Annotated in this window: 18 protein-coding genes; 13 read left to right on the plus strand and 5 right to left on the minus strand. The window is 37.1% G+C overall.

Features of this window, described 5'->3' with window-relative positions; translation table 11 throughout:
• Positions 1 to 4: 4 nt before the first annotated feature.
• Positions 5 to 2,668 (minus strand): putative LPS assembly protein LptD, encoded by a 2,664-nt coding sequence (locus tag JM83_RS16165; RefSeq protein WP_144963824.1) that lies wholly within the window; start codon positions 2,666 to 2,668, stop codon positions 5 to 7.
• A gap of 180 nt (positions 2,669 to 2,848) precedes the next feature.
• Here JM83_RS16165 and JM83_RS16170 point away from each other — a divergent pair, with 180 nt between their 5' ends.
• The 7 genes from JM83_RS16170 (at position 2,849) to bshA (ending at position 12,073) form a co-directional block, all read left to right on the plus strand.
• The gene (locus JM83_RS16170) at positions 2,849 to 3,976 is read left to right on the plus strand and encodes an N-acetylmuramoyl-L-alanine amidase (RefSeq protein ID WP_144963143.1); all 1,128 of its coding nucleotides are present in this window, start codon (positions 2,849 to 2,851) and stop codon (positions 3,974 to 3,976) included.
• Between the two features lie 52 nt (positions 3,977 to 4,028).
• Entirely contained in the window at positions 4,029 to 4,979 is a 951-nt protein-coding gene (locus JM83_RS16175) for an MlaD family protein (protein WP_144963144.1), read from the plus strand.
• 8 nt (positions 4,980 to 4,987) lie between these two features.
• Entirely contained in the window at positions 4,988 to 6,328 is a 1,341-nt protein-coding gene (locus JM83_RS16180; RefSeq protein WP_144963145.1) for a (Fe-S)-binding protein, read from the plus strand.
• 264 nt (positions 6,329 to 6,592) lie between these two features.
• The gene (locus JM83_RS16185) at positions 6,593 to 7,384 is read left to right on the plus strand and encodes a (Fe-S)-binding protein (protein WP_144963146.1); all 792 of its coding nucleotides are present in this window, start codon (positions 6,593 to 6,595) and stop codon (positions 7,382 to 7,384) included.
• A gap of 131 nt (positions 7,385 to 7,515) precedes the next feature.
• A complete protein-coding gene (locus JM83_RS16190; protein WP_144963147.1) occupies positions 7,516 to 8,001 on the plus strand; it encodes an ABC transporter ATPase in 486 nt (161 codons plus the stop codon).
• Between the two features lie 7 nt (positions 8,002 to 8,008).
• Positions 8,009 to 10,930 (plus strand): glycoside hydrolase family 3 N-terminal domain-containing protein, encoded by a 2,922-nt coding sequence (locus JM83_RS16195; protein ID WP_144963148.1) that lies wholly within the window; start codon positions 8,009 to 8,011, stop codon positions 10,928 to 10,930.
• Between the two features lie 3 nt (positions 10,931 to 10,933).
• Positions 10,934 to 12,073 (plus strand): N-acetyl-alpha-D-glucosaminyl L-malate synthase BshA, encoded by a 1,140-nt coding sequence (gene bshA / locus JM83_RS16200; RefSeq protein ID WP_144963149.1) that lies wholly within the window; start codon positions 10,934 to 10,936, stop codon positions 12,071 to 12,073.
• Between the two features lie 43 nt (positions 12,074 to 12,116).
• Here bshA and JM83_RS16205 read toward each other — a convergent pair whose 3' ends face one another.
• Complete coding sequence (locus JM83_RS16205; RefSeq protein WP_144963150.1) at positions 12,117 to 12,611, minus strand: hypothetical protein; 495 nt, start codon at positions 12,609 to 12,611, stop codon at positions 12,117 to 12,119.
• Positions 12,612 to 12,750: 139 nt separating this feature from the next.
• Here JM83_RS16205 and JM83_RS16210 point away from each other — a divergent pair, with 139 nt between their 5' ends.
• The 5 genes from JM83_RS16210 to JM83_RS16230 all read left to right on the plus strand — a co-directional run bounded on the left by JM83_RS16210 (position 12,751) and on the right by JM83_RS16230 (position 18,971).
• Positions 12,751 to 15,660 carry an FAD-binding and (Fe-S)-binding domain-containing protein gene (locus tag JM83_RS16210; RefSeq protein WP_144963151.1) on the plus strand — a complete coding sequence of 970 codons (2,910 nt, stop codon included), beginning with the start codon at positions 12,751 to 12,753 and terminating at the stop codon, positions 15,658 to 15,660.
• 116 nt (positions 15,661 to 15,776) lie between these two features.
• A complete protein-coding gene (gene aroC / locus JM83_RS16215) occupies positions 15,777 to 16,841 on the plus strand; it encodes a chorismate synthase (protein ID WP_144963152.1) in 1,065 nt (354 codons plus the stop codon).
• A gap of 18 nt (positions 16,842 to 16,859) precedes the next feature.
• Positions 16,860 to 18,185, plus strand: a complete 1,326-nt coding sequence (locus JM83_RS16220; protein WP_144963153.1) for a dicarboxylate/amino acid:cation symporter — start codon at positions 16,860 to 16,862, stop codon at positions 18,183 to 18,185.
• A 235-nt stretch (positions 18,186 to 18,420) separates the two neighbouring features.
• On the plus strand, positions 18,421 to 18,654 hold the full coding sequence (locus JM83_RS16225; RefSeq protein WP_144963154.1) for a hypothetical protein: 234 nt from the start codon (positions 18,421 to 18,423) through the stop codon (positions 18,652 to 18,654).
• Positions 18,654 to 18,971 carry a type II toxin-antitoxin system RelE/ParE family toxin gene (locus JM83_RS16230; protein WP_144963155.1) on the plus strand — a complete coding sequence of 106 codons (318 nt, stop codon included), beginning with the start codon at positions 18,654 to 18,656 and terminating at the stop codon, positions 18,969 to 18,971. The genes JM83_RS16225 and JM83_RS16230 overlap by 1 nt, the downstream gene beginning before the upstream one ends.
• 446 nt (positions 18,972 to 19,417) lie before the next feature.
• On the opposite strand, the gene JM83_RS16235 is transcribed toward JM83_RS16230, so the two are convergent.
• Together JM83_RS16235 and JM83_RS16240 are read right to left on the minus strand one after the other, a co-directional pair.
• A complete protein-coding gene (locus JM83_RS16235) occupies positions 19,418 to 19,837 on the minus strand; it encodes a thiol-disulfide oxidoreductase DCC family protein (protein WP_144963156.1) in 420 nt (139 codons plus the stop codon).
• Between the two features lie 3 nt (positions 19,838 to 19,840).
• Positions 19,841 to 22,027 carry an endonuclease MutS2 gene (locus tag JM83_RS16240; protein ID WP_144963157.1) on the minus strand — a complete coding sequence of 729 codons (2,187 nt, stop codon included), beginning with the start codon at positions 22,025 to 22,027 and terminating at the stop codon, positions 19,841 to 19,843.
• A gap of 47 nt (positions 22,028 to 22,074) precedes the next feature.
• Between JM83_RS16240 and JM83_RS16245 the strand changes: the two genes are divergently transcribed.
• On the plus strand, positions 22,075 to 22,743 hold the full coding sequence (locus JM83_RS16245; RefSeq protein WP_144963158.1) for a uracil-DNA glycosylase: 669 nt from the start codon (positions 22,075 to 22,077) through the stop codon (positions 22,741 to 22,743).
• Between the two features lies 1 nt (position 22,744).
• On the opposite strand, the gene JM83_RS16250 is transcribed toward JM83_RS16245, so the two are convergent.
• Positions 22,745 to 23,341 carry a hypothetical protein gene (locus JM83_RS16250; protein ID WP_144963159.1) on the minus strand — a complete coding sequence of 199 codons (597 nt, stop codon included), beginning with the start codon at positions 23,339 to 23,341 and terminating at the stop codon, positions 22,745 to 22,747.
• Positions 23,342 to 23,366: the final 25 nt, after the last annotated feature.

Consider the following 23,366-nt stretch of genomic DNA (forward strand, 5'->3'; position numbering starts at 1 on the left):
TATTTTATAAATTTTTGTCCGGCTCTAGGCGCTTGTCATATTTAATATCACTTAATATTGAAGATTTAATTCCTATAAAGAAATTCCAAGAACTACGCTCGCTAAATGGTATCCAATTAAAACTCATCCTCCAACTGTCAAGATCTCTTTGAAACCGCAATTGGGTATATGTAAATCCGCCATCTTTTATATCGAATCCAGAAGATGCCCCTATTACCCATTTTGGTGCAATTTCCACATCTCCAGAGAACATAATAGAATGGGAAGAGATTTCATTTTGTCTGGCATTATTACTATAGGTCATGGTGTATGCAAGCCTTAGGTCCCAAGGAATCTTGTAATTATACCATTCATTTTTCTTCTTGTCTTCTTGTTTATCAAAAACATCCTCTTCTTCATCGTATAGTTTTCCGTCTATGCCTTGAGATTTCCCAAACAAATCATCTGGACGGCCGCCATTTCTAAAGGTTTCATTTTCAGATTTATCTTTATTAGTTCCCCCCAATTCAAAATCTTTACTGGAGAGCGCATATCCAAAACTAATATTGGCAGATGTCATTCTAAAGAGGCTCCCTCCATTATTTATATTTAGCTTGTCTACCCTTCTGTTGTTATTGTCCAGTGTATAGATATCCAGGTTTGCTCCAAAATTAATGTCTAATTTATTCTCTACAAGGGGGATGCTGCCACGCATGCTTATTGGAGATAAACTTAGTGAATCCGCAGCTAAATTATAAGCAGTGCTCACGCTAAAATTGTTCAATAATTTTATTTTTTTAGCCTCTGTAGCGGTGCTATCTTTATCCCTTACTTTTGCTTCCAACGTATTGCTAACAGACAAACCAATAGAGCTGGAAAAAAGCTGGCCAGGAACACCAAATAACGATCCTTGAAACCTTGTGTAATCTACGGTTTTATTTTGGGTAGGATCTAGATCATCTATAACCTCATATTGATCGTAATATTGATCGAAACCTGGATTAATATTGTAACTAATTGAAGGCCTCATTACATGACGAATGGCTTGGATCTTTTTATCTTCTCCAAAATTCTTCATTCCATAGATAGTAGTTCCCATACTGGTACTAAAGTTATAGGTCCTAAAAGAATCAAAACCATCTATGGTATCTATTACTTCTACCTGATTTTCCTGATCATAGGATCTTTCAAAAGTTTTGAAAACCCAATTCTCCTCATAGTTGGCATTGGCACTCACACTTAAATAGTTCAATAACTTAAAGTTGGTGGAAATTGGGATGCTGTGTTGGGCACCGTAGGTTGCATCCCTAAACATTTCGGGTTTAAAGAACAAGGAATCGAAAGTCTGGATCCTATTCTCCCCCCTAAAATTGTATTGAAAATTGATATTCTCAATAATTCCTTTTTTTGCACCCAATTTGGGAGCCAAAGGATAGACCCTAGAAACGCTTCCTTGAACCGTAGGCAATGTCATGCTTATTGCCCCTGTATTACTGTTTTGGGTATGAGTAGCTGCAACACTAACATTTACCTGTGGCTCGCCCTGAAAGGTCTTTGAATAAGATACCGAAGAACTTAACGTATTGTTCAAAAAATTAGCGGTGTTGGTTTGATTGATGGATTCTTGGTAATAAGTACTGCTTCCCAAGTTTACAGAAGCAGAAAACCTGGAACTAGGACTGGACTTGGTATCCTGAGAATGGCTCCATCTTAAATTATAAACAGAACTTTGTGAAAAATCTGGGAAGCCTCGTTCGCTATTTAACAGGTTCTCATATCTAAAACTTAAGTTCCCACGAAATTTATAGCGCAGGGCATAACTGGATTCCAGCCGTAGGCCATAACTCCCGTTGGTATAATAATCCCCAAGTGCCAAAAGATCTATATAATCGCTAATCGCAAAATAATATCCTCCATTTTGTAAACTATAGCCTCTATTATTACTCTGCCCGTAAGATGGAATAATAAATCCGGAGGTTTCTTCTTCGGTCAATGGAAAATATCCAAAAGGGAGACCCAAGGGTGTTGGTACATCTGCAATATACATATTTACCAAGCCAGTAACAATCTTCTTTTTAGGCACAAATTTTATCCTTCGGGCGAAAAAATAATAATCTGGATCCTCCTCATTTTCAGAAGTGGTGAACTTTACATTTTGCATAAAATAGACCGAATCATTCTCTCTTTTTGTTACTTCCCCCTTTACCTTGAATGCTCCTTCTTCAGTATTGGAATTATAAACCAGTGCTTTCTTGGATTTAAAATTGAAGCGTATGGAATCTGGCCTTACCGTATTTTGAGCTTGAGTGAAGATTGGGGTTTGCGAATAATTCCCCAAAGAATCTGGAATTCCAAAGGCGTACACCTCATTTTTTTCGTTATCCAAAATAATAAGTCCGGCCGTAATTACCATATCCCCATATGTAATTTGCGCCTGATCGTATAAATACATTCTGTTTTCTCCTGGACTCAAACGCATATAATCTTCGGCCTTATAGGCCACAACATCGGTCAATAAAGCAGGTTTTTTCTTTAAAGTATCCGTTTGTATTGGGTTGGGGATTAATTTTGCGGTTTTAGTGGAGAGAGAATCAGAAACAGTTATTGTGCTATCCCTGTGTGCGTTAATGCGGACTTCTTCTGTTGTTTTTATTTCTTGAGCTTGAGATAATACTGGCAAGATCAGCATTAAAACAATTGTAAAAAGAATATAAAGTGCGTTTGTCTGCAATGCTATAAGTGCTATTTTTGTAAAGAATGGCTTGCTTTTTGAATAGTCAAAATTACATATATTTTTTAAGCTTCCTTTTGGGAATTTAAAAAAACTGATCATTAAAATAATTGCTCTAACAGAATCGTTAACCTATATATGAAAGCCAACAGTCTTAAAGTTTTAGTCTTATTACTAACAGGGATACTAATATCTGCGTCTACACCTAACAAAAACCACACCGAAAAAACCAAGTTTGTGGTGGTTTTGGATGCCGGTCATGGAGGAAAAGATCCTGGAAATAGAGGTGGAGGTTTCAAAGAGAAGGATATAGCGCTTAGTATTATCCTCAAGATCGGTAAAGAACTCGAGAAGAACAATGATATTAAAGTTATCTATACTAGGGATAAAGACGAGTTTATACCTTTAGATACGAGAGCAAAAATTGCAAATGATGCGAAAGCAGATCTTTTCGTGTCTGTTCACTGCAATGCCCACAACTCTCAAGCTTATGGTACCGAAACTTTTGTTCTAGGTTTGCATAGAAATCAGGCCAATTTTGAAGTTGCAAAACGTGAAAATTCGGTTATATTTTTGGAGGAAGATTACCAGATAACCTATGATGGTTTCGATCCTAATTCCCCAGAATCTTACATTGGAATGACCATTATGCAAGAAGAATATCTGGATCAGAGTATTTTATTGGCAGATTTTGTTCAGAAAAAATTCACAAATGACCTTAATAGAAGTAATAGGGGAGTTAAGCAAGCTGGGTTTTTGGTTTTAAGGCAAACTTATATGCCCAGTGTGCTAATTGAAACAGGGTTTCTTACCAATACAAGTGAAGGCAAATATCTTAACAGTACAAATGGCCAAACAAAAGTGGCTGGTGCAATTGTAGGTGCAATTAAAGACTATAGCCACAGTATCAATCTTGGCGTATTGGATAATTTGGAGAATAATGCCAAAATCGAAGTTATTGCCCAAGAAAACAAGATCAAAGAGTTTACGGACAATTACGAAGGTATCACGTTTAAAGTTCAACTTGCTGCCAGTTCTAAAAAACTAGAACCAAAATCTTCGAACTTCAAAGGTCTTACACCGGTTTTTAGAGAGAAAGAGGGAAAATTGTTTAAATACTACTTTGGAGCCACCTCCAGTTATTCCCAGATCCAAAGCTTGCACGAACAAGCGAAAACCAAAGGCTATAAGACCAGTTATTTGGTCGCTTTTAAGGATGGGAATAAGATTACAGTTAACGACGCGTTAAAATCACAAGCCAAATAGCAGTACTTTCCTATATTTATTTCTAAATTTGTACGTATCTAAAAAAAAGCTTTTGAAATATTCTAGAGAGGTTAAAACTGGTATCTTGGCAATTATAGCCATCGCAATATTGATTTTTGGTTATAGTTTTCTTAAAGGTAAAAACCTCTTGGATTCCAGCCGTAAATTTCATGCGGTTTATGCAGATGTGGAGGGGCTTTCCCCATCATCGGCAGTTACCATTAATGGTTTAAAGGTTGGCCAAGTTAATAAAATAGATTTTTTAGATGGTACCGGGATTCTTCTGGTAACCTTTAGTGTAGATAGCGATTTTAAATTTTCAAGAAATAGTTTGGCACAAATTTATGGTGGTGGTTTAATAGGAGGGAAGTCCCTTGCTATTGTTCCAGATTATGAATCCAAGCAAATGGCAAAAACGGGCGATACTTTGCCTAGCGATATAGAAGAAGGTATCATGGAATTGGTAAATGAAAGGTTAACTCCCTTACAAGTTAAGGTAGAGCGGGTAATTGTAAGTACCGATTCTTTGCTTACTGCTTTCAACCAGGTTTTAAATCCTGAAACCAGAAACAATATTTCTGCTACTTTCGATGACCTATCGGAAACAGTGCGTTCATTTAAAAATACGGCACGATCTTTAAATGGCATTGTAGCGGGTAATTCGGAAAAATTGGATAGAACTTTTACCAATTTAGATGAAATGTCCGGGAATTTCAATAAGTTTTCAGACACCCTTGCTCGAGTAGATCTAAATGGAATGACCCAAAACTTGGAGAATGTTATTGCAGATTTCGAGCAATTATCCAGTAATTTAAATGATGGAAAAGGGACGGCAGGGAAACTTTTAAATGACGATAAGGTATATGACAACCTGGATAGAGCAACCAGGCAATTGGAAGAATTACTACAAGATCTTAAATTGAATCCCAAACGATATGTCCACTTTTCATTATTCGGTAAAAAACCGGGGTCATATCAGCCTCCCAAAGATTCTTTAAAATAGAATATCTTATGCAAATTATCGCTCAAATTGCCTTTCTAATTGTGCTTGTGGCAGGGATCGCATTTTTTACCAGAAACATCCGGCGTGTAATTCGCAACGTTAAATTAGGTAGAAAAGTAGATAGATCGGACAATCCCGGAGAACGCTTTGCCAAAATGGCTAGAGTTGCCCTGGGACAGTCAAAAATGGTTAAAAAGCCATTTGCTGGATTTCTACATATAATTGTATACCTGGGTTTTATTATCATTAATATCGAAGTGCTCGAAATTATAATTGATGGTGTTTTTGGAACCCATAGAATATTATCCTTTTTAGGCTTTGGGTACAATTTTCTAATTGGTTCTTTTGAAATATTGGCACTTATGGTACTTTTGGGCGTAACCATTTTCTGGCTAAGGCGAAATGTGTCCAATATTTACAGGTTCTTGGGCAACGAATTAAAAGGTTGGCCTAAAAACGATGCCAATTACATTCTTTATTTTGAAATGGTCTTGATGATCCTTTTCCTAACCATGAATGCCGCCGATTATCAATTGCAACTAAACGGAGCCGATCATTATGCCCAAAATGCGGGAATTGCAGGTTCTTTTCCCATTAGTCAGTATTTGCTCCCTTGGTTTGAGGGTTTCAGTAATGCTACACTTATTATTATTGAAAGAACCACTTGGTGGTTGCATATAGTTGGAATTCTAATCTTCTTGAATTATTTATACTATTCTAAACACCTTCATATTTTATTGGCCTTCCCTAACGTATATCTTTCAAAATTAACACCACAAGGGAAATTTGATAATCTGGAAGCGGTTACCAACGAAGTGAAGTTGATGATGGATCCAGATGCCGATCCTTACGCAATGCCTGCGGAAGGAGCTGAAGATGAGGCACCTGAGAAGTTTGGAGCATCAGATGTGGTGGATCTTAATCAAGTACAGCTTTTAAACGCATATACCTGTACAGAATGTGGTCGTTGCACCGCAGAATGTCCAGCGAACCAAACCGGCAAAAAATTATCTCCAAGAAAGGTCATGATGGATACCCGGGATAGATTGGAGGAGGTGGGAAACATTATCAATGAAAAAGGAAGTTTCGAGGATGATGGGAAACAACTTTTGGATAATTATATTTTAAGGGAAGAACTTTGGGCATGTACCACGTGCAATGCTTGTGTGGAAGCTTGTCCAATCGGGATAGATCCATTATCCATTATTTTGGATATGAGAAGATATCTGGTAATGGAACAAAGTGCTGCTCCCTTAGATCTCGCAAACGCAATGACCAATATCGAAAATAATGGAGCACCTTGGCCCTACAACCAAATGGACAGATTGAATTGGGCCAATGAGAATTAGATTTAAGTAAAACTTCATGTAAATTAATTTAAGTGATTAAATATTAGATTCTTATGATAAATTTGAATCTCTTAATTATAAAATCGTTTGTCCGTAAATGATCCTAAACTTAACAAGAACGTCATTCTGTCCCGACCGTTCGGGAGTTTCAGAATCTCATTTCATTGTAAACCAATGCAATATTGAGACCCTGAAACAAATTCAGGGTGACGAAAGAACTGTTGGGATAAAAAACGGATATACAAATTATAAAAATATCAGAAAATGGCAGAAGTAATAAAGGTACCAACAATGGCAGAATATATGGCTGAAGGAAAGAAGCCTGAAATCTTATTTTGGGTGGGCTGTATGGGCAGTTTTGATGATCGCGCAAAAAAAGTAACCAAGGCTTTTGTGAAATTATTGCATGAAGCCAAAGTAGATTTTGCTGTCCTTGGAACAGAAGAAAGCTGTAATGGGGATCCTGCAAAAAGAGCGGGAAATGAATTTTTATTCCAGATGCAGGCTGCAACAAATATTGAAGTGCTTAATGGGTATGAGATAAAAAAAGTGGTAACTGCTTGTCCGCACTGCTTTAACACGCTAAAAAACGAATATCCAGCTTTAGGTGGAAATTATGAGGTGATGCACCATACTACGTTCCTAAAATCTCTTTTAGAAGAAGGAAGGTTAAAAGTTGAAGGAGGAAAATTTAAAGGGAAACGCATTACTTTTCACGATCCTTGTTACTTAGGCCGCGCCAACAATGTATATGAAGCTCCAAGGGACCTACTTCGAAAACTGGAAGTGGAGTTGGTAGAGATGCGTAAATGCAAAAGCAATGGTTTTTGTTGTGGTGCCGGGGGTGGGCAAATGTTCAAAGAACCAGAGCCTGGAAATAAAGAGGTGAATATCGAGCGTACCGAGCAGGCAATGGAAGTTAAACCTGATATTATCGCAGCTGGATGCCCATTTTGTAATACAATGATGACAGATGGCGTAAAAGGCAAAAATCAGGAAGGCACTATTGAAGTGATGGATGTTGCCGAAATGATTGCAAATGCACACGATCTTTAGCTTTTCGATTTAAAACGCAATCCTCAGGATTTTAACTAATAAAATGATGTTAACAACATCATTTTAGTGGTACTATATTTGAAGCTATCCCTTTAAAAAAGTAGCTTTGTAAAAATATAACTCCACAAAATATGCTTGTACCTTTTACCGAATTACCAGATTCTTCCAGAGTTTGGATATATCAGTCCAATAGATCGTTTACAGAGCTGGAACTTCAGGAGATCACGGCTAAATTAGAAGACTTTATTGCACAATGGACTGCCCATGGCGCCGATCTAAAAGCTTCTTTTGAAATAAAATACAAACGCTTTATCACTCTAGCGCTCGACCAGCAATTAAATGCTGCTTCAGGCTGTTCTATAGATGGTTCTGTAAAATTTATTATGGAATTGGAAAAGAAATACAATGTAGATCTTTTGGATAAAATGAACGTAAGTTATAAGCAAGGTGAATTTGTGGCTTATAAAACTTTGACCGAATTCAGAAAAATGGCAAAGGAAAAGGCCGTTAGCAAGAACACCATCGTTTTTAATAACCTGGTGACCAATAAAGGTGAATACTTATCAGATTGGGAAGTACCTGCATCAGATAGTTGGCACAACCGTTTTTTAAACTAAATACCGAATGAGAAAACCCCAATTTTATTCTGTTTTCTTATTTCTATTTTTTGCCCATACTTGCTTCTCTCAAAGTACCAATCCCCTCATTGCAGAAAATTTTAAAGAGCAAAAGATCTGGGTAGATAGTATTTATGAGAATATGACCCTACAGGAAAAAGTAGGCCAGTTATTTATGGTGGATGTTTTTTCCAATCAAACAGGAAAAAACATCGAGAAAGTGCGTGATCTTATAAAAGATTATCATATTGGGGGAATTATATTTTCCAAGGGTGGGCCACAACGCCAAGCAAAGTTGAACAACGAATTTCAAGCCCTCTCAAAAATGCCACTTTTAATAGGTATGGATGCAGAATGGGGCCTTGCCATGAGGTTGGATTCTACCTTCGCCCTGCCTTGGAACATGACCCTGGGAGCTGTCCAGGACCTTAAACTAATTGAAGAAGCTGGGGCTGCTATCTCCCGTAATTCCAAAAGATTGGGAGTCCATATAAATTTTGCTCCCGTTGTAGATATCAATACGAATCCGTTAAACCCAATTATCGGAAATCGCTCCTTTGGGGAAGAAAAAATAAACGTTGCTTTAAAGTCGGTTTCCTTTATGAGGGGGATGCATAAAGAGGGAATTCTCTCTAGTGCTAAACATTTTCCCGGGCATGGAGATACCAAAAAGGATTCCCATAAAACCTTGCCTACAATTTCATTTTCAAAAAGCAGATTGGACAGTATAGAACTGTACCCGTTTAAAAAACTTATAGAAGAAGGGGTTTCCAGCATTATGGTTGCACATCTTAATGTGCCTGGTTTGGAAACACAAGAAACCATTCCATCTTCTTTATCCAAAGCAATTGTAAATGATCTGCTAAAAAAAGAATTAAAATTCAACGGACTTATTTTTACTGATGCGCTTAATATGAAAGGAGCATCGAATTATAAAAACCCTGGAGAAATAGACCTTGCAGCATTTATGGCGGGGAATGATATTTTATTGATCTCTGAAGATGTGCCGAAAGCTGTGGATAAGGTCATGGAGGCTTATAACGATGGAACCATTTCAGAAGCACGAATGGCACATTCGGTTAGAAAGATCTTATTTGCCAAATATAAAGCCGGTTTAAATAATTATAAGCCCGTAGATACTACCAATCTTGTTTCAGAACTCAATACGGTAGAAGATCTTGCTCTTTATGATAAACTTATAGAGAATGCCATCACCATTATTAAGAACGATGTGGGCAATTTACCAATAAAGGAACTTGATACTAAAAAGATTGCTTATGTGAGCTTGGGAGACGATGATGGTGCACCTTTTTATCATCACTTATCCAAATATGGACAAATAGATAGGGTACGGGCTACGAGGCTAGACGAGTTACTGGAAAAACTAAAGAATTACAATCAGGTGATCATTGGGTATCATAAATCCAATGCCTCTCCTTGGGCCAGATATGCCTTTTCTGCGGAAGAGTTAAACTGGATCCATGAAATAGCAAGAAACAATACCACTATCCTAGATGTATTTGCAAGGCCTTATGCCCTTATGGACCTTAATTCGAGCAGTAATATTGAAGGGATACTAATGAGCTACCAAAACTCTGAAGCTGCCCAAAGGAAATCTGCTGAAATCATTTTTGGAGCCTTGGGAGCAAAGGGAAGGTTACCGGTAAGCATCAGTGAAGCATTTCCTGCGGGCACAGGTTATTATACCAAAAGCGTGAACAGATTGTCCTACGGGTATCCTGAAGCTGTTGGCATGAATTCCTATAAACTTCAAAAAATAGATTCATTGATCAATTTGGCTATTTCAGAAGAAATGACCCCGGGACTACAATTAATTGTAGCTCGAAAAGGCAAGGTGATCTTTGAAAGGAATGCGGGTTATCATACCTACGAGAAGACTATAAAAGTGACAGACTCTTCTGTATACGATCTGGCCTCATTAACCAAGATCCTAGCGAGCTTGCCGTTGATCATGGAGCTAGAAGAAAAAGGCGAACTTAAATTCAATTCGAAATTAGGGGATCTAATGCCATTTTTTAAAGGATCGAACAAAGCAAATATCAAGTTACAGGATATGCTTATGCATTATGCGAAGTTAAAACCTTGGATCCCGTTTTATATTTCGACCATAGATAAGGACACAAAAGGCAGGTCTGTAAAATATTATAGAGATGAACCAATGGATATTTATAATACCAAGATCGCAGATAAAATGTTTATTCGGGACGATTTACGCGACTCTATTATGGGAGTGATAAGGGATAGCAAGTTGGAACCTAAACTGGTCTACAAATACAGTGACCTTCCATTTTATATTATGAAATATTTTATTGAAGATCATTATAACTCTTCCTTAAGCTATTTGGTAAAAGAACATTTTTATGACGCTTTAGGAGCAAATACCATTACCTATTTACCCTTGGCCACTATAAATGAAAATAGGATTGTACCTACAGAATATGATAAGCTTTGGCGAAAACAAGAAGTTTTAGGATATGTTCATGATCAAGGAGCTGCAATGCAAGGTGGAATTGGAGGTCATGCCGGGTTGTTCAGCAATGCTACCGATGTGGCTAAAATAATGCAGATGTACCTAAACGGCGGCAATTATGGTGGGAAGCAATATTTTGAGCAAGAAACCTTGGACAAGTTTAATACTTGTTATTATTGTAAAGAAGATGTAAGGCGGGGGGTTGGTTTCGACAAACCCCAATTGGGAAAAGCGGGCCCTACCTGCGGATGTGTTTCTTTATCCAGTTTTGGCCATACAGGATTTACAGGTACGTTGGCCTGGGCAGATCCGGACAAGGAAATAGTATATGTATTTTTATCCAATAGGACATATCCAGATGTGAACAATCGGAAATTGATTCGGGAGGATATTCGAGAAAAAATACAACAAATTATATATGAATCTATAGAGGATTAAATTATGAAAATAGGTATTGTTTGTTATCCCACATTTGGCGGGAGTGGAGTCGTGGCAACGGAGTTGGGCATGGAACTCTCCAAAAGGGGGCATGAAATCCATTTTATCACCTACAAGCAACCTGTAAGATTGGAACAACTTACCGGAAATATAAAATTTCATGAAGTAACCGTTCCGGAATATCCTTTATTTCATTTCCAACCTTACGAATTAGCATTAAGCAGTAAATTGGTGACCATGGTAAAGCTTCATGAAATTGAAGTTCTACATGTGCACTATGCCATTCCGCATGCCTATGCGGGGTATATGGCAAAAAAAATGTTGGAAGAAGAAGGAATATTTATCCCTATGGTAACCACCCTACACGGCACCGATATTACCTTAGTGGGAAGCCACCCCTTTTATAAGCCAGCTGTGACTTTTAGTATCAATAATAGTGACATTGTTACCTCGGTTTCAGAATCCCTAAAAGAAGATACACTTAAGCTATTCAAAATTAAAAAGGAGATTGAAGTTGTTCCTAATTTTATTGATGTTGCAAAATTCAAAATTGGATTTACCGACTGCCAGCGTACGTTGATGGCAGATGAAGATGAAAAGATCATTTCCCATGTAAGCAATTTTAGGCCGGTAAAGCGCATCTTGGATATTATTAGAATTTTTTATATCGTTCAACAGAGCATAAAATCCAAGCTTATCATGGTTGGGGAAGGACCAGAAAGGGAAAAAGCGAAATTTTTGGTGAAAGAATTGGGAATTCAAGATAAAGTAGTGTTCTTGGGGCAAAGTAACGAGGTAGATAAAATCTTATGTTTTTCAGATCTTTTCTTATTGCCTTCAGAAAAAGAGAGTTTTGGTCTGGCTGCTTTGGAAGCTATGGTAAATGGAGTTCCGGTTATTTCCTCCAACAGTGGAGGGCTTCCAGAGGTAAATAAACAAGGGATATCGGGATATTTAAGCGACGTGGGAAATATAGAAGAAATGGCTGCCAATGCCATAAAAATTCTTGAAAACGATGCAACTCTTGAAAAATTTAAGCTGAATGCCTGGAAGCAATCAACCATATTCGATATTCACAAAATAGTGCCATTATACGAGCGATTGTACGAAAAGGCTTTGATGGAAATAGAAAAGGCTGAATAGAATTTTAATTCCTTCAGCCTTTTTTATAAAATTTCTTTAGCTCCTAGAATTGGTATCTAACTCCTAAGGCGATATCTGGCGAGAAATCGTCTATTACATCATAATCGCTAAACCCAATTTCTGGTCTAAAATCCAATGAGATCAACAAAGGAATATCAAAATTATATTCGATTCCTATATTCCCAGCAAGAAAAAGAAACGTTCCATCATTTCGCCTTAGATCGTCCCTTCTGTTATCGCTAACACTTCCTACACCTCCACCAGCACCAGCATACCAGTTAAACCCACCTTCAATGTTCCAAACCCACTGGTACAAAGCAGCTAATTTAAAAGAATCGTAGTTGTTTTTATCATTTCTCCAACCTAGATCCAGTTCCAATCTATTGTTTTCTCCTAAGGCCCTTTGGTAAGAGATCTCTGCTCCATAGGCATTTGCACCTCCAATACGTAAACCTATTGCATTATCAGAAATTGTTTGTGCATTGGTAGCAGCCGTTGCTCCAATTGCAAATATTGCCAATAAAATTAGTTTTTTCATTTTTTGATTTATTTTAGTTTGTTCAGCAAATTTAAACGTTAAAATCACACTTAAATTGCTTCCAGTGCCAATGTATTGTTAATAATCATTAAAAACATGTTAAGCAAATGATCCATAAATTCGTAATTTTAGCGCAGCTATGAAAGAGAAATTATTAGAATTAGAAAGTATCCTGGAAGGAGAACTTCTGTTTGATGACCTACATAAAAGTATATATGCCACAGATGCATCTGTTTACAGGGAAATACCTGTAGCGGTTTGCTACCCCAAAGCAAAGGCCGACATTAAATCCTTAATCGAATTTGCAACAAAAAATCAGGTTGGTCTAATTCCCCGGACCGCAGGGACTTCTTTGGCAGGTCAATGTGTGGGAAGCGGGATTGTCGTAGATGTTTCCAAACATTTCAATAAGATTTTAAAAATCGATCCAAAAAATAGAACCGTCACAGTTCAACCTGGAGTGATCCGTGACGATCTTAATAGGGCTGTTGAGGAACATGGATTGTTCTTTGGCCCCAACACTTCTACCTCCAATAGATGTATGATAGGTGGCATGGTTGGGAACAATTCTAGCGGAACTACCTCTATTAAATATGGAACAACCCGCGATAAAACCCTCGCTCTAAAAACTATTTTAAGCGATGGGAGCGAAGCTGAATTTAGCACTATTTCAAAAAATGAATTTGAAAAAGTTGAAAAAGGAAACTCTTTAAAGGCTGAAATATATGCGAAGCTTTATAAATTGCTTGCTCCTGCTGAAGTTCAACAAGAAATAATTAAAGAATTCCCTTTAGGAACAATTCATAGGAGAAATACGGGCTATGCAATAGACAACTTAATTGATACCCAAGTGTTTTCTGAAAACAATAAATCACTAAACTTATGCGAACTGCTTTCAGGAAGTGAAGGCACCCTAGCTTTTACAACCGAAATCACCTTACAATTGGATGTATTACCTCCAAAATATACTGCGATGGTAGCTGCCCATTTTTCAAGTATAGAAAAATGCATGTTGGCCGTAGTGCCTTCTATGGAAAGTGATTTGTTTACTTGTGAAATGATGGACAAGGTAATTTTGGATTGTACCATTCAGAATTTAAAATATAAAGAGAACCGGTTTTTTATTGAAGGGGATCCCAAGGCAATACTGATGCTGGAATTACGGTCCAACAGTCAGGAAGATTTGAACAACCAAATTCACCAGCTTTTAAACAGACTGGAAAAAACAACTCTGAGCTATGCTTTACCAATCCTTTTAGACGATCAGATAGATAAAGCTTTGGAATTGCGCAAAGCCGGACTTGGCTTGCTAGGAAATCTTATTGGCGATAAAAAAGCGGTTGCATGCATAGAAGATACCGCGGTGGCATTGCCAGATCTGGCAAATTATATTGCAGAATTTTCAGTAATTATGAAGAACCATAAACAGGAAGCCGTGTATTACGCACATGCGGGAGCGGGGGAATTGCATTTAAGGCCCATCCTGAACCTAAAGAAGGATGAAGACGTAATCCTGTTTAGGAAAATTACTGAAGAAGTAGCTGCCTTGGTGAAAAAATACCGGGGTTCTATGAGTGGGGAACATGGCGATGGAAGGTTACGTGGAGAATTTATTGAACTGATGATAGGCACTGGGAATTACAAGCTTTTGGAAGAAGTAAAAGCGATTTTCGATCCGCATAACATTTTTAATCCGGGCAAGATCACCAATACTGCCCCTATGGATACTTCTTTGCGCTATGAGGTAGATAGAAAGGAACCAGAAATTAAAACCCTAATGGATTTTTCTGATTCTCAAGGAATTTTAAGATTGGCCGAAAAATGTAACGGGAGCGGGGATTGTAGAAAGTCGGTAGAAGCTGGTGGTATCATGTGCCCCAGTTACCGCGCAACTAAAAACGAAAAAGACACAACAAGAGCACGAGCAAATGCTTTAAGGGAATTTCTCACAAATTCGGACAAACCCAACAAATTCGAACATGAAGAACTAAAAGAAGTATTTGATCTCTGCATAAGCTGTAAGGGTTGCAAAAGTGAATGTCCCTCGAATGTAGATGTAGCAGCCTTAAAAGCAGAATTTCAATACCAGTATCAAAAATCCAACGGAAAATCCTTAAGAAGCAGGGCTTTTGCCAATAATGCAAAAATGAATGGTTTTGCCTCTAAAGCCACCGGCGTATTCAACTTTTTATTTTCCAATTCTATTACTTCGGGAATTGCTAAAAAAGTGATGGGAGTGGCATCAGAAAGAACACTGCCAAAACTTTCCAAGCAAACCCTTTGGGATTATTATTCTAAAAACCATAGTGAGCTTACAGATCCCATTAAAACTGTGTATCTATTTAATGATGAGTTCACCAATTATTTGGATGCCCATATTGGAATCGATGCATTGGAGCTGTTACAAAAATTAAATTATCAAGTTATTGTCCTTAAAAACCCAGAGAGCGGCCGAAGTTATATCTCCAAGGGGTTTTTGGAGGAAGCGAAGGAAGTTGCCAATAAAAACATTGAACTATTTTCAGATTTGATTTCTAACGAAACACCTTTATTGGGAATTGAGCCATCAGCAATATTGGGTTTTAGGGATGAATATCTTCGATTGGCCAATGATTCCGAAAAGGCTAAAGATTTATCCAAAAACTGCTTTTTGATCGAAGAATTTTTAAAGAAGGAAATTGCCCTTGGAAATATTGAATCCAGTTCGTTTACTTCAGAAAAAAATGAAATAAAAATTCATACGCATTGTCATCAAAAGGCAATGTCCAACTCTGCATACACTTTTGACATATTGAATTTACCAACCAATTATAATGTTCGAATAATTACCTCTGGTTGTTGTGGAATGGCGGGTTCGTTTGGATATGAAAAAGAGCATTATGGGGTTAGCATGAATATTGGGGAACAAAGCCTTTTTCCAGCGGTTAGGAAATGCACTTCAGATACTATAATTGCTGCCAACGGTACTAGTTGTCGGCACCAGATTTTTGATGGCACAAAAAGAGAAGCTAAACACCCGGTAACAATTTTAAAAGAAGCCTTAGCCTAAAAGGAGTAACTATTTAAATGGATATTTTAATTTATGAATGTTTTCTTCATTATTTTAATATTGACTTAGATTTTTAAATCTGTAGTTAAAAAATTACATTTGTTAAAAATCGGGCTATGGCAGGAAATTCCTTTGGCAAACTATTTAAACTTACTACATTCGGAGAATCACACGGGCCTGCTATAGGTGGAATTATAGATGGTTGTCCTGCTGGCATAAAATTGGACTTGGATAAGATTCAAGAGGATCTCAATAAAAGAAAACCTGGACAATCGGCAATCGTTACTCAACGCAAAGAACCTGATACTGTGGTTTTTCTTTCGGGGATCTTTGAAGGAGTAACTACCGGTACACCCATTGGTTTTACTATAGAAAATGCCAATCAGAAATCAAACGATTATTCCCATATAAAAGATACTTTTAGGCCCTCGCATGCAGATTACACCTATTCTGAAAAATATGGAGTAAGGGATTATAGGGGTGGGGGACGTTCTTCAGCAAGGGAAACAGCTTGTAGGGTTGTTGGCGGTGCTATTGCCAAACAAGTTATAAAAGATATTGAAATAGTTGCTTTTACCTCATCAGTAGGTGAGATTCAACTAGAGAAAGGGACTGCTGAACTGGATTTTGGTTTAATAGAATCCAATCCCGTACGTTGTCCAGATCCTGAGACAGCAGTGAAAATGGAAAATTATATCCGTGAGATTCGTTCTCAGGGGGATACCGTTGGTGGTACGGTAAAATGTATCATTAAAAATATGCCCAAAGGTTTGGGAGAACCGGTTTTCGATAAATTACATGCGACTCTCGGCCAAGCAATGCTTTCTATTAATGCTGTAAAGGGCTTTGAAATAGGAAGTGGTTTTGAGGGTACAAAATTAAAAGGCAGTGAGCATAACGATCTTTTTAATCAAGATGGTTCTACAAAAACAAATTTAAGCGGTGGTGTACAAGGAGGAATTTCCAATGGAATGGATATCTACTTTAAGGTAGCTTTTAAGCCTGTTGCTACAATTATGCAAAAGCAAGAAACTATTAACTTCAAAGGAGAGTTGGTAGAAATGCAGGGAAAAGGAAGACATGATCCTTGCGTGGTTCCTAGAGCTATTCCTATTGTCGAGGCGATGGCAGCTTTGGTTCTAGCAGATTTTTGGCTACAAAACAAGATCTCCAAAATATAATTAAAGCAAAACGATATAATGAAGAAATTAGCACTGCACTGGCAAATTTTATTGGGAATGCTCTTGGGGGTACTTTTCGCATTGGTATTGACCAATTTTAGTTGGGGGCCAGAATTTGTAAGCGATTGGATTAAACCATTCGGGAACATTTTTATTAATGCCTTAAAATTAATTGCAGTTCCATTGATTCTAGCATCGTTGATAAAAGGGATCTCAGATTTAAAGGATATCTCCAAATTGTCCCAAATGGGAACAAGAACCATTGTTACCTATATTATTACAACAGTGATAGCAGTTTCTATAGGACTTGGACTGGTAAACCTTATAAAACCAGGAAATGCTATAAGTGAGGAAACCAGGACAGATCTTATTACCAGTTACGAAACCGATGCCTCTGTGAGGATTGCAGATGCACAAAAACAGAAGGAATCAGGGCCTTTACAAGCTCTGGAGGACCTTGTGCCTAGTAATATTTTTGGTGCTGCAAGCGATAATGGAAATATGTTGCAAGTGATCTTTTTCGCTATTTTCTTCGGAATTGGTTTGATTTTAATTCCAGAAGCTACTGCAAAACCTGTAAAGGATTTTTTTGATGGTTTTAATGAAGTCATTTTAAAAATGATAGATCTTATTATGTTGACCGCTCCCTATGGTGTATTTGCTCTTTTGGCAGCTTTGGTGGTAGAATCTCCTAGTGCCGATCTTTTTGCGGCACTTGCCATGTATGCAGTAACCGTGTTAATAGGGCTAGCATTAATGATTGGTTTTTATATATTAATAGTATGGATATTCACTAAAAATAAGCCAGGTTTCTTCTTAAACGGAATTGCACCAGCTCAATTATTGGCCTTTTCAACAAGTTCCAGTGCAGCAACGCTGCCTGTTACCATGGAAAGAGTAGAAGAACATCTTGGGGTACATAAGGAAGTAACCAGTTTTGTCTTGCCAATTGGGGCCACTATAAATATGGATGGTACCAGTCTGTATCAAGCGGTGGCCGCGGTTTTTATTGCACAGGCATTTGGTATAGACCTTACTATTGGCGCCCAATTGGGAATTATAGTTACGGCTACTTTGGCATCTATAGGCTCTGCAGCGGTTCCTGGTGCAGGGATGGTCATGTTGGTAATTGTACTTGCTCAGGCAGGAATCCCAGAAGCTGGTTTGGCGTTGATCTTTGCCATAGACAGGCCTTTGGATATGTGCAGAACTACAGTGAATGTTACCGGAGATGCTGCCGTTTCTATGCTTGTCGCAAAATCTGTAGATCAATTAGGGCCTCCAAACGTGAAGGATTGGGACGATAATTATAAGCCTGCAAAAGAGAAGGAAGTCCTTCAGTAATAAGATCGCTTTTGAATATTGCAGGTGTTTCTGAAGAAGAGGTTGGGTTTAGGTTTATTCGTTATTTCTTCCCCCCCCCCGTGATAAAAAAATTTTATCTAGCGTAGGAAATTTACGTATTTATTAGCATGCCTTAGGAGATGCTGAAACGAGTTGGCAACAAGCTGATCGGAAATCCAAAAGAAAGTTTAAGGATTAAATTAGAATTCGTAATTTTGATAAAAAGGTAATTGAAATGGATTTACAGTCAAGAAAAATAAAGTTTGTCCAAGATTTTTTAAAACTTCAAAGTGAGGAAGCTATTTCCCGACTTGAAAAGTTACTTAAAAAAGAGAAAAAAATTGTTGTTGGAGAAGAATTCAAACCAATGACAAAAAAAGAATTGAATAAACGAATTGACCAATCTGAATCTGACTTTAAGAAAAACCGATTTAAAAAATCATCCGAATTATTATCTAAATACAAATAATGAATTTAGAAATAATTTGGTCAGATTTTGCAGAGAAACAACTCGACGATATTTTCGAATATTATGAAAAAAATGCTAGTAATAGAGTTGCGAAAGAAATGGTTCAAAGTTTAATTAATGAACCTAATAGAATAGAAAAAGATCCATTTATCGGACAAAAGGAAGAACTCCTTAAAGAAAGGAAAATCACATATAGATATTTGGTTTTCAAACATTACAAAATCATCTATTCGGTGGATGAAGAAAATGGTTTTATTAAAATTGCAGATGTTTTTGGTACTCAACAAAAACCATCTAAAATAGAAAGATTCAAGTAGCAGCCAGTTGGCAACATTGGTTAAGCGCAAATAGCGGTCAATGTGGTGAAAAGTGCTATTTTAGACATCAAGTAACAAAGATACTCCACGCCCCTTGCCTTAACCAAGACCGTTCAACATGACGGCAATTCTAAAATCAACATCGTCACCCAGTCCCGAGGATTCGGAAGTTTCAGGGTCTTTATTTATTATGATATTTAATTCTTAAAAAATTCTGATAACTTCAGCTGGAACAGAATGACAGAGATTTTCTTTTTATGATACTTTGCTGACAACCTTAATTTCACTTAAGAATTTCTGTAAATCAATTCGTTATGTTTTTTAATGATAAATGCTGTCAACAACAAGTCGCTAAAAATCAATCATATAATGACTAGCTAACCTCATGTCTTTGTTCTTGTCTCTTTCAGCGAAGTGGTCTTTAATCTTTAATCGGGTAATATTTCTTAATCCAAAAATTTCGCTTTTAACTCTGGCGTTGGGATCATGCAGGTTTCTTTTTTTCCAAACCAACTATATCGGTTAGAGGCTATTATATTATAAACTCCATTCCTAATAAAATCAGGAAGAAACAAGAAATGTTTTAGCAAAGAATAGCCTCCAGAAAGCTCTTTGGCTATCTTAAGTGCCGCAGTGGATTTTTCGTAATACACAATTCCCGGTTCTATCAAGATAATAGAATCCAGAATTTCGGGGTCGATACCTCTTTCTGAAACCAGTTTTTTACCTAGATCGCCCTGTAAAGATGCAAACCTAAAAACATCTTTTTTATCATGTTCAATAATAAAATTGATGGCATTATTGCACAGGTTGCAAACGCCATCAAAAAGGATGATCTTTTTATTTTCTGGTAAAACTGCTTCCATTTACTATTTCTTTTTTGCCGGTTGCACTAGTTCCAATTGGCCTAGGTCTACGTTTGTGGTAAACATCCCATAATTCACGATGGCTTTTCCTTTTTCAATTTTATCTATGGAACCAACAGCGCGACCATCTTCCATGCGCACTCTGTCTCCAATCTTTAAGGATACTTTCGGTTTGTTCGCTTCTTTTTTTTGCTGAATGGCTTCTATTTTCTTTTCTTCCTTTTTACGCTCCCTAATAACTTCAACTTTCTTTTCAGCTTCTTGCAATACCTTTTTTTCTTTAACTTTTTTGACCTTGATTTCTTTTGGAGTTGCCTTCTTGCGTTTGGAGTTTTCTATTTCCACAATCTTCAAGAATTCTCCAATAAGATCTTTCTTCTTTTTATTGCTGAAATATTTCTCACTAAGATCATTGATTTTCTGTCCGAGATATATTAACCGCTGATTGCTATCGTATAATTCCTGATAGCTTTCCAGCTTCTGCTGAATCTTGGAATTGGTTTCTTCGAGTTTCTCTTTTTGTTGAGAGGCTTTTAATTCCTTATTTTTCAGGGAATCTGTGGTTTTTTGAAGCTTGCTGCGTTCTCGTTGAAGATCGGCAATACTTTTATCGAACCTGATTTTTCCGCGTTCCACCTTCTTTTTTGAACGGTTTATCAAGCTATATGGAATACCATTTTTCTGGGCAACTTCAAAAGTAAATGAGCTTCCTGCTTCTCCAAGATGCAATTTAAAAAGTGGCTCCAAAGTTCTGGAATCGAACATCATATTGGCATTGCTCATATATGGCAATTCATTGGCCAACATCTTTAAATTGGTATAATGCGTGGTTAGGATCCCAAAAGACTCTCGCTCATAGAACACCTCCAAAAAGGTTTCGGCTAAAGCACCTCCCAATTCCGGGTCACTTCCGGTTCCAAATTCATCTATAAGAAATAAGGTTTTATCATCACATTTCTTCAGAAAATAATTCATGTTCTTTAAGCGATAACTATAGGTGCTCAAATGATTTTCTATAGACTGATTATCTCCAATATCGGTTAAAATTTTATCGAAAAGACAAACCCGACTATATTCATGAACAGGAATTAAAATTCCGCTTTGCAGCATGATCTGAAGCAAACCAACCGTTTTAAGGGTAATACTTTTTCCACCTGCATTAGGGCCAGAAATAACAATAATGCGTTCTTCTTTGGAAAGTTCAATATTTTGAGGATAGGTCTTTTCGCCAGATTTTAGATTATTCCTGTAAAGGAGGGGGTGATAGGCATCTTTTATAAAAAGTTCCCGATCTGTTGTGATCTTTGGTAATAAGCCGTTAATTAAACGCGCATACTTCGCTTTTGCAGCAATCACATCTATTTCGCTTAATAAATCTTGATATTCTTTTAGTAATTCAATATAGGGAACCAAAAATATAGTAAGCTCTTTTAGAATTCTGTCTATCTCTTCTTTTTCTTCATATTCCAGATTATTTAATTCTCTGGTATGGTTTAAAGTGGCTTCCGGCTGAATGTATACAATACTCCCGGTTTTGGAATTGCCCAAAATCCCGCCTTTCACTTTCTTGCGATGCATGGCCGAGACTGCCAATACCCGAATGTTATCCACAACACTTTCTTTTATATCATCTAAATAGCCAGCGCCACTGTATTTAGAAAGCGCATTGGTAAAACTGGAATTTATCTGGGCCTTTACCAAAGTCATGGCTCGGCGAGTATTTAGAAGCAAAGGAGAAGCATTATCTTTTACATCACCAAACCTATCTATCACTTCATCTATCCTTTGGATAAGTACTTTGGTGTATTCTATCTCTTCTGTGGTTTTATATAAACTTGGATAAAGTTCCTTGAATTTATTAAAAAATCGTAATTGGTCGTTGACCGTTTGTGAGAGACTAGAGATTTTCTTAAAACCCCCAATTTCTAAAACCGCATTTTCTATCCCTAAGAGTTTGATTTCTTTATGAACGACATCAAAACCATGATTTGGGATTTTACTGTCCTGCATGTAGGAACCCACATATTCGTTTGTTTGGTGGAGACCAAAAATAGTGTCATCGTAAGAAGTATATGGAACAATGTCTAAAGCCTTTTCTTTCCCCATTTGAGTGGTGCACAACTCACTTATTTGTTTTCTAACGGTAGGAAACTCTAGATCCTGAAGGCTTTTCGATGCAATTTTTATCATAGTAATTTTTCCCTAATTTTGGGTTTTACAAATTTACTTAAATTATAATGAAGCTCACTATCCATAACAGTTGGAAAAAGGTACTAAACGATGAATTTAATAAACCCTATTTTCAAGATTTAGTAAATTTTATTTCCGAAGAGTATGAAAATAGTACCTGCTACCCAAAACAGGAGCATGTTTTTGAAGCCTTTAATAAAGCAACTTTCGATAAAGTCAAGGTGGTTATAATAGGGCAGGATCCATATCATGGAGAGGGACAAGCTAATGGCTTGTGTTTTTCAGTAAATAATGGAATTGCCAATCCACCTTCATTAAAGAATATTTTTAAGGAATTAGATGCGGATCTTGGAGAAACCTATAATACAGAAAATGGAGATCTCGAAAAATGGGCAAATCAAGGGGTGTTATTATTGAATGCTGTATTAACTGTTAGAGGTGGCGATGCAGGTTCCCATCAAAATAAAGGTTGGGAAAGTTTTACAGATGCTGTGATAAAAATTCTTTCTGAAGAAAAAGATAATCTAGTGTTTTTACTTTGGGGAGGTTACGCGAAAAAAAAAGGAAGAAAGATAGATACTGCTAAACACTTGATTTTAACTAGTGGCCATCCTTCTCCCTTAAGTGCAAATAGAGGCTTTTGGTTTGGCAATAAACATTTTACACAAACCAATAATTACCTAATAAAAAAGGGGAGATCCCCAATAAACTGGTAGTTTAGAATCGGAACCCTAGATTCACATTAAATTGCCCTACAACCACAGGGGAGTCATCACTGAATAAATTTCTTCCAATCCCAGTGCTTAGATCCAAGAAAAAACCTTGTTTAGAAACAAACTTGCCCCCTAATCCAAATCCAAGGGCGAAATCTGTGTAATCTTTTTCTTCCGTATTATAAAAGAAATTACCATTTACAAATGTTTCTTCTGTAGTTCTAAATTTCCCCGAAGAAATCATGGCAAGTCCATTTACATAAAAGCCCCAAGCAGTGCGGTCACCAAAGAAATGTTTGTATTTTCCTGTTAAAGAAACATCTTTATTAAAGGCATCGCCAATGTCCTCATTTTTCCTGTCTAGTGCCAATATAAAAGCTTCAATTGCCCAACTGGAATTTTGTGTCATGATACGTTCATAGGCAACATCCAAAGCCCCAAAGGCTACTAAATTTAATGTACCTATACTTAGTTCGTTTTTTGCAATGTCCCTCTTATAAACTTCTTCCTTAGCAGTGGTTTCGGTTTTGGTAAGATTTTCTTGTGAAAAGCCTAAAAATGAAGCAAGTAGAAATAGGGGGAGAAGTAATTGATTTTTCATATAGTCTTTTGGAATAAAAATGATT

The sequence above is a fragment of the Gillisia sp. Hel_I_86 genome (assembly GCF_007827275.1).
In the GTDB taxonomy this organism is placed as follows: Bacteria; Bacteroidota; Bacteroidia; order Flavobacteriales; family Flavobacteriaceae; genus Gillisia.

What these genes read in the sequence shown, in the direction of transcription:
- JM83_RS16165 (WP_144963824.1), bottom strand. Translation starts at nt 2,668, where the DNA reads ATGCTGATCTTGCCAGTATTATCTCAAGCTCAAGAAATAAAAACAACA.
- JM83_RS16170 (WP_144963143.1), top strand. Translation starts at nt 2,849, where the DNA reads ATGAAAGCCAACAGTCTTAAAGTTTTAGTCTTATTACTAACAGGGATA.
- JM83_RS16180 (WP_144963145.1), top strand. Translation starts at nt 4,988, where the DNA reads ATGCAAATTATCGCTCAAATTGCCTTTCTAATTGTGCTTGTGGCAGGG.
- JM83_RS16185 (WP_144963146.1), top strand. Translation starts at nt 6,593, where the DNA reads ATGGCAGAAGTAATAAAGGTACCAACAATGGCAGAATATATGGCTGAA.
- JM83_RS16190 (WP_144963147.1), top strand. Translation starts at nt 7,516, where the DNA reads ATGCTTGTACCTTTTACCGAATTACCAGATTCTTCCAGAGTTTGGATA.
- JM83_RS16195 (WP_144963148.1), top strand. Translation starts at nt 8,009, where the DNA reads ATGAGAAAACCCCAATTTTATTCTGTTTTCTTATTTCTATTTTTTGCC.
- bshA (WP_144963149.1), top strand. Translation starts at nt 10,934, where the DNA reads ATGAAAATAGGTATTGTTTGTTATCCCACATTTGGCGGGAGTGGAGTC.
- JM83_RS16205 (WP_144963150.1), bottom strand. Translation starts at nt 12,611, where the DNA reads ATGAAAAAACTAATTTTATTGGCAATATTTGCAATTGGAGCAACGGCT.
- JM83_RS16210 (WP_144963151.1), top strand. Translation starts at nt 12,751, where the DNA reads ATGAAAGAGAAATTATTAGAATTAGAAAGTATCCTGGAAGGAGAACTT.
- aroC (WP_144963152.1), top strand. Translation starts at nt 15,777, where the DNA reads ATGGCAGGAAATTCCTTTGGCAAACTATTTAAACTTACTACATTCGGA.
- JM83_RS16220 (WP_144963153.1), top strand. Translation starts at nt 16,860, where the DNA reads ATGAAGAAATTAGCACTGCACTGGCAAATTTTATTGGGAATGCTCTTG.
- JM83_RS16225 (WP_144963154.1), top strand. Translation starts at nt 18,421, where the DNA reads ATGGATTTACAGTCAAGAAAAATAAAGTTTGTCCAAGATTTTTTAAAA.
- JM83_RS16230 (WP_144963155.1), top strand. Translation starts at nt 18,654, where the DNA reads ATGAATTTAGAAATAATTTGGTCAGATTTTGCAGAGAAACAACTCGAC.
- JM83_RS16235 (WP_144963156.1), bottom strand. Translation starts at nt 19,837, where the DNA reads ATGGAAGCAGTTTTACCAGAAAATAAAAAGATCATCCTTTTTGATGGC.
- JM83_RS16240 (WP_144963157.1), bottom strand. Translation starts at nt 22,027, where the DNA reads ATGATAAAAATTGCATCGAAAAGCCTTCAGGATCTAGAGTTTCCTACC.
- JM83_RS16245 (WP_144963158.1), top strand. Translation starts at nt 22,075, where the DNA reads ATGAAGCTCACTATCCATAACAGTTGGAAAAAGGTACTAAACGATGAA.
- JM83_RS16250 (WP_144963159.1), bottom strand. Translation starts at nt 23,341, where the DNA reads ATGAAAAATCAATTACTTCTCCCCCTATTTCTACTTGCTTCATTTTTA.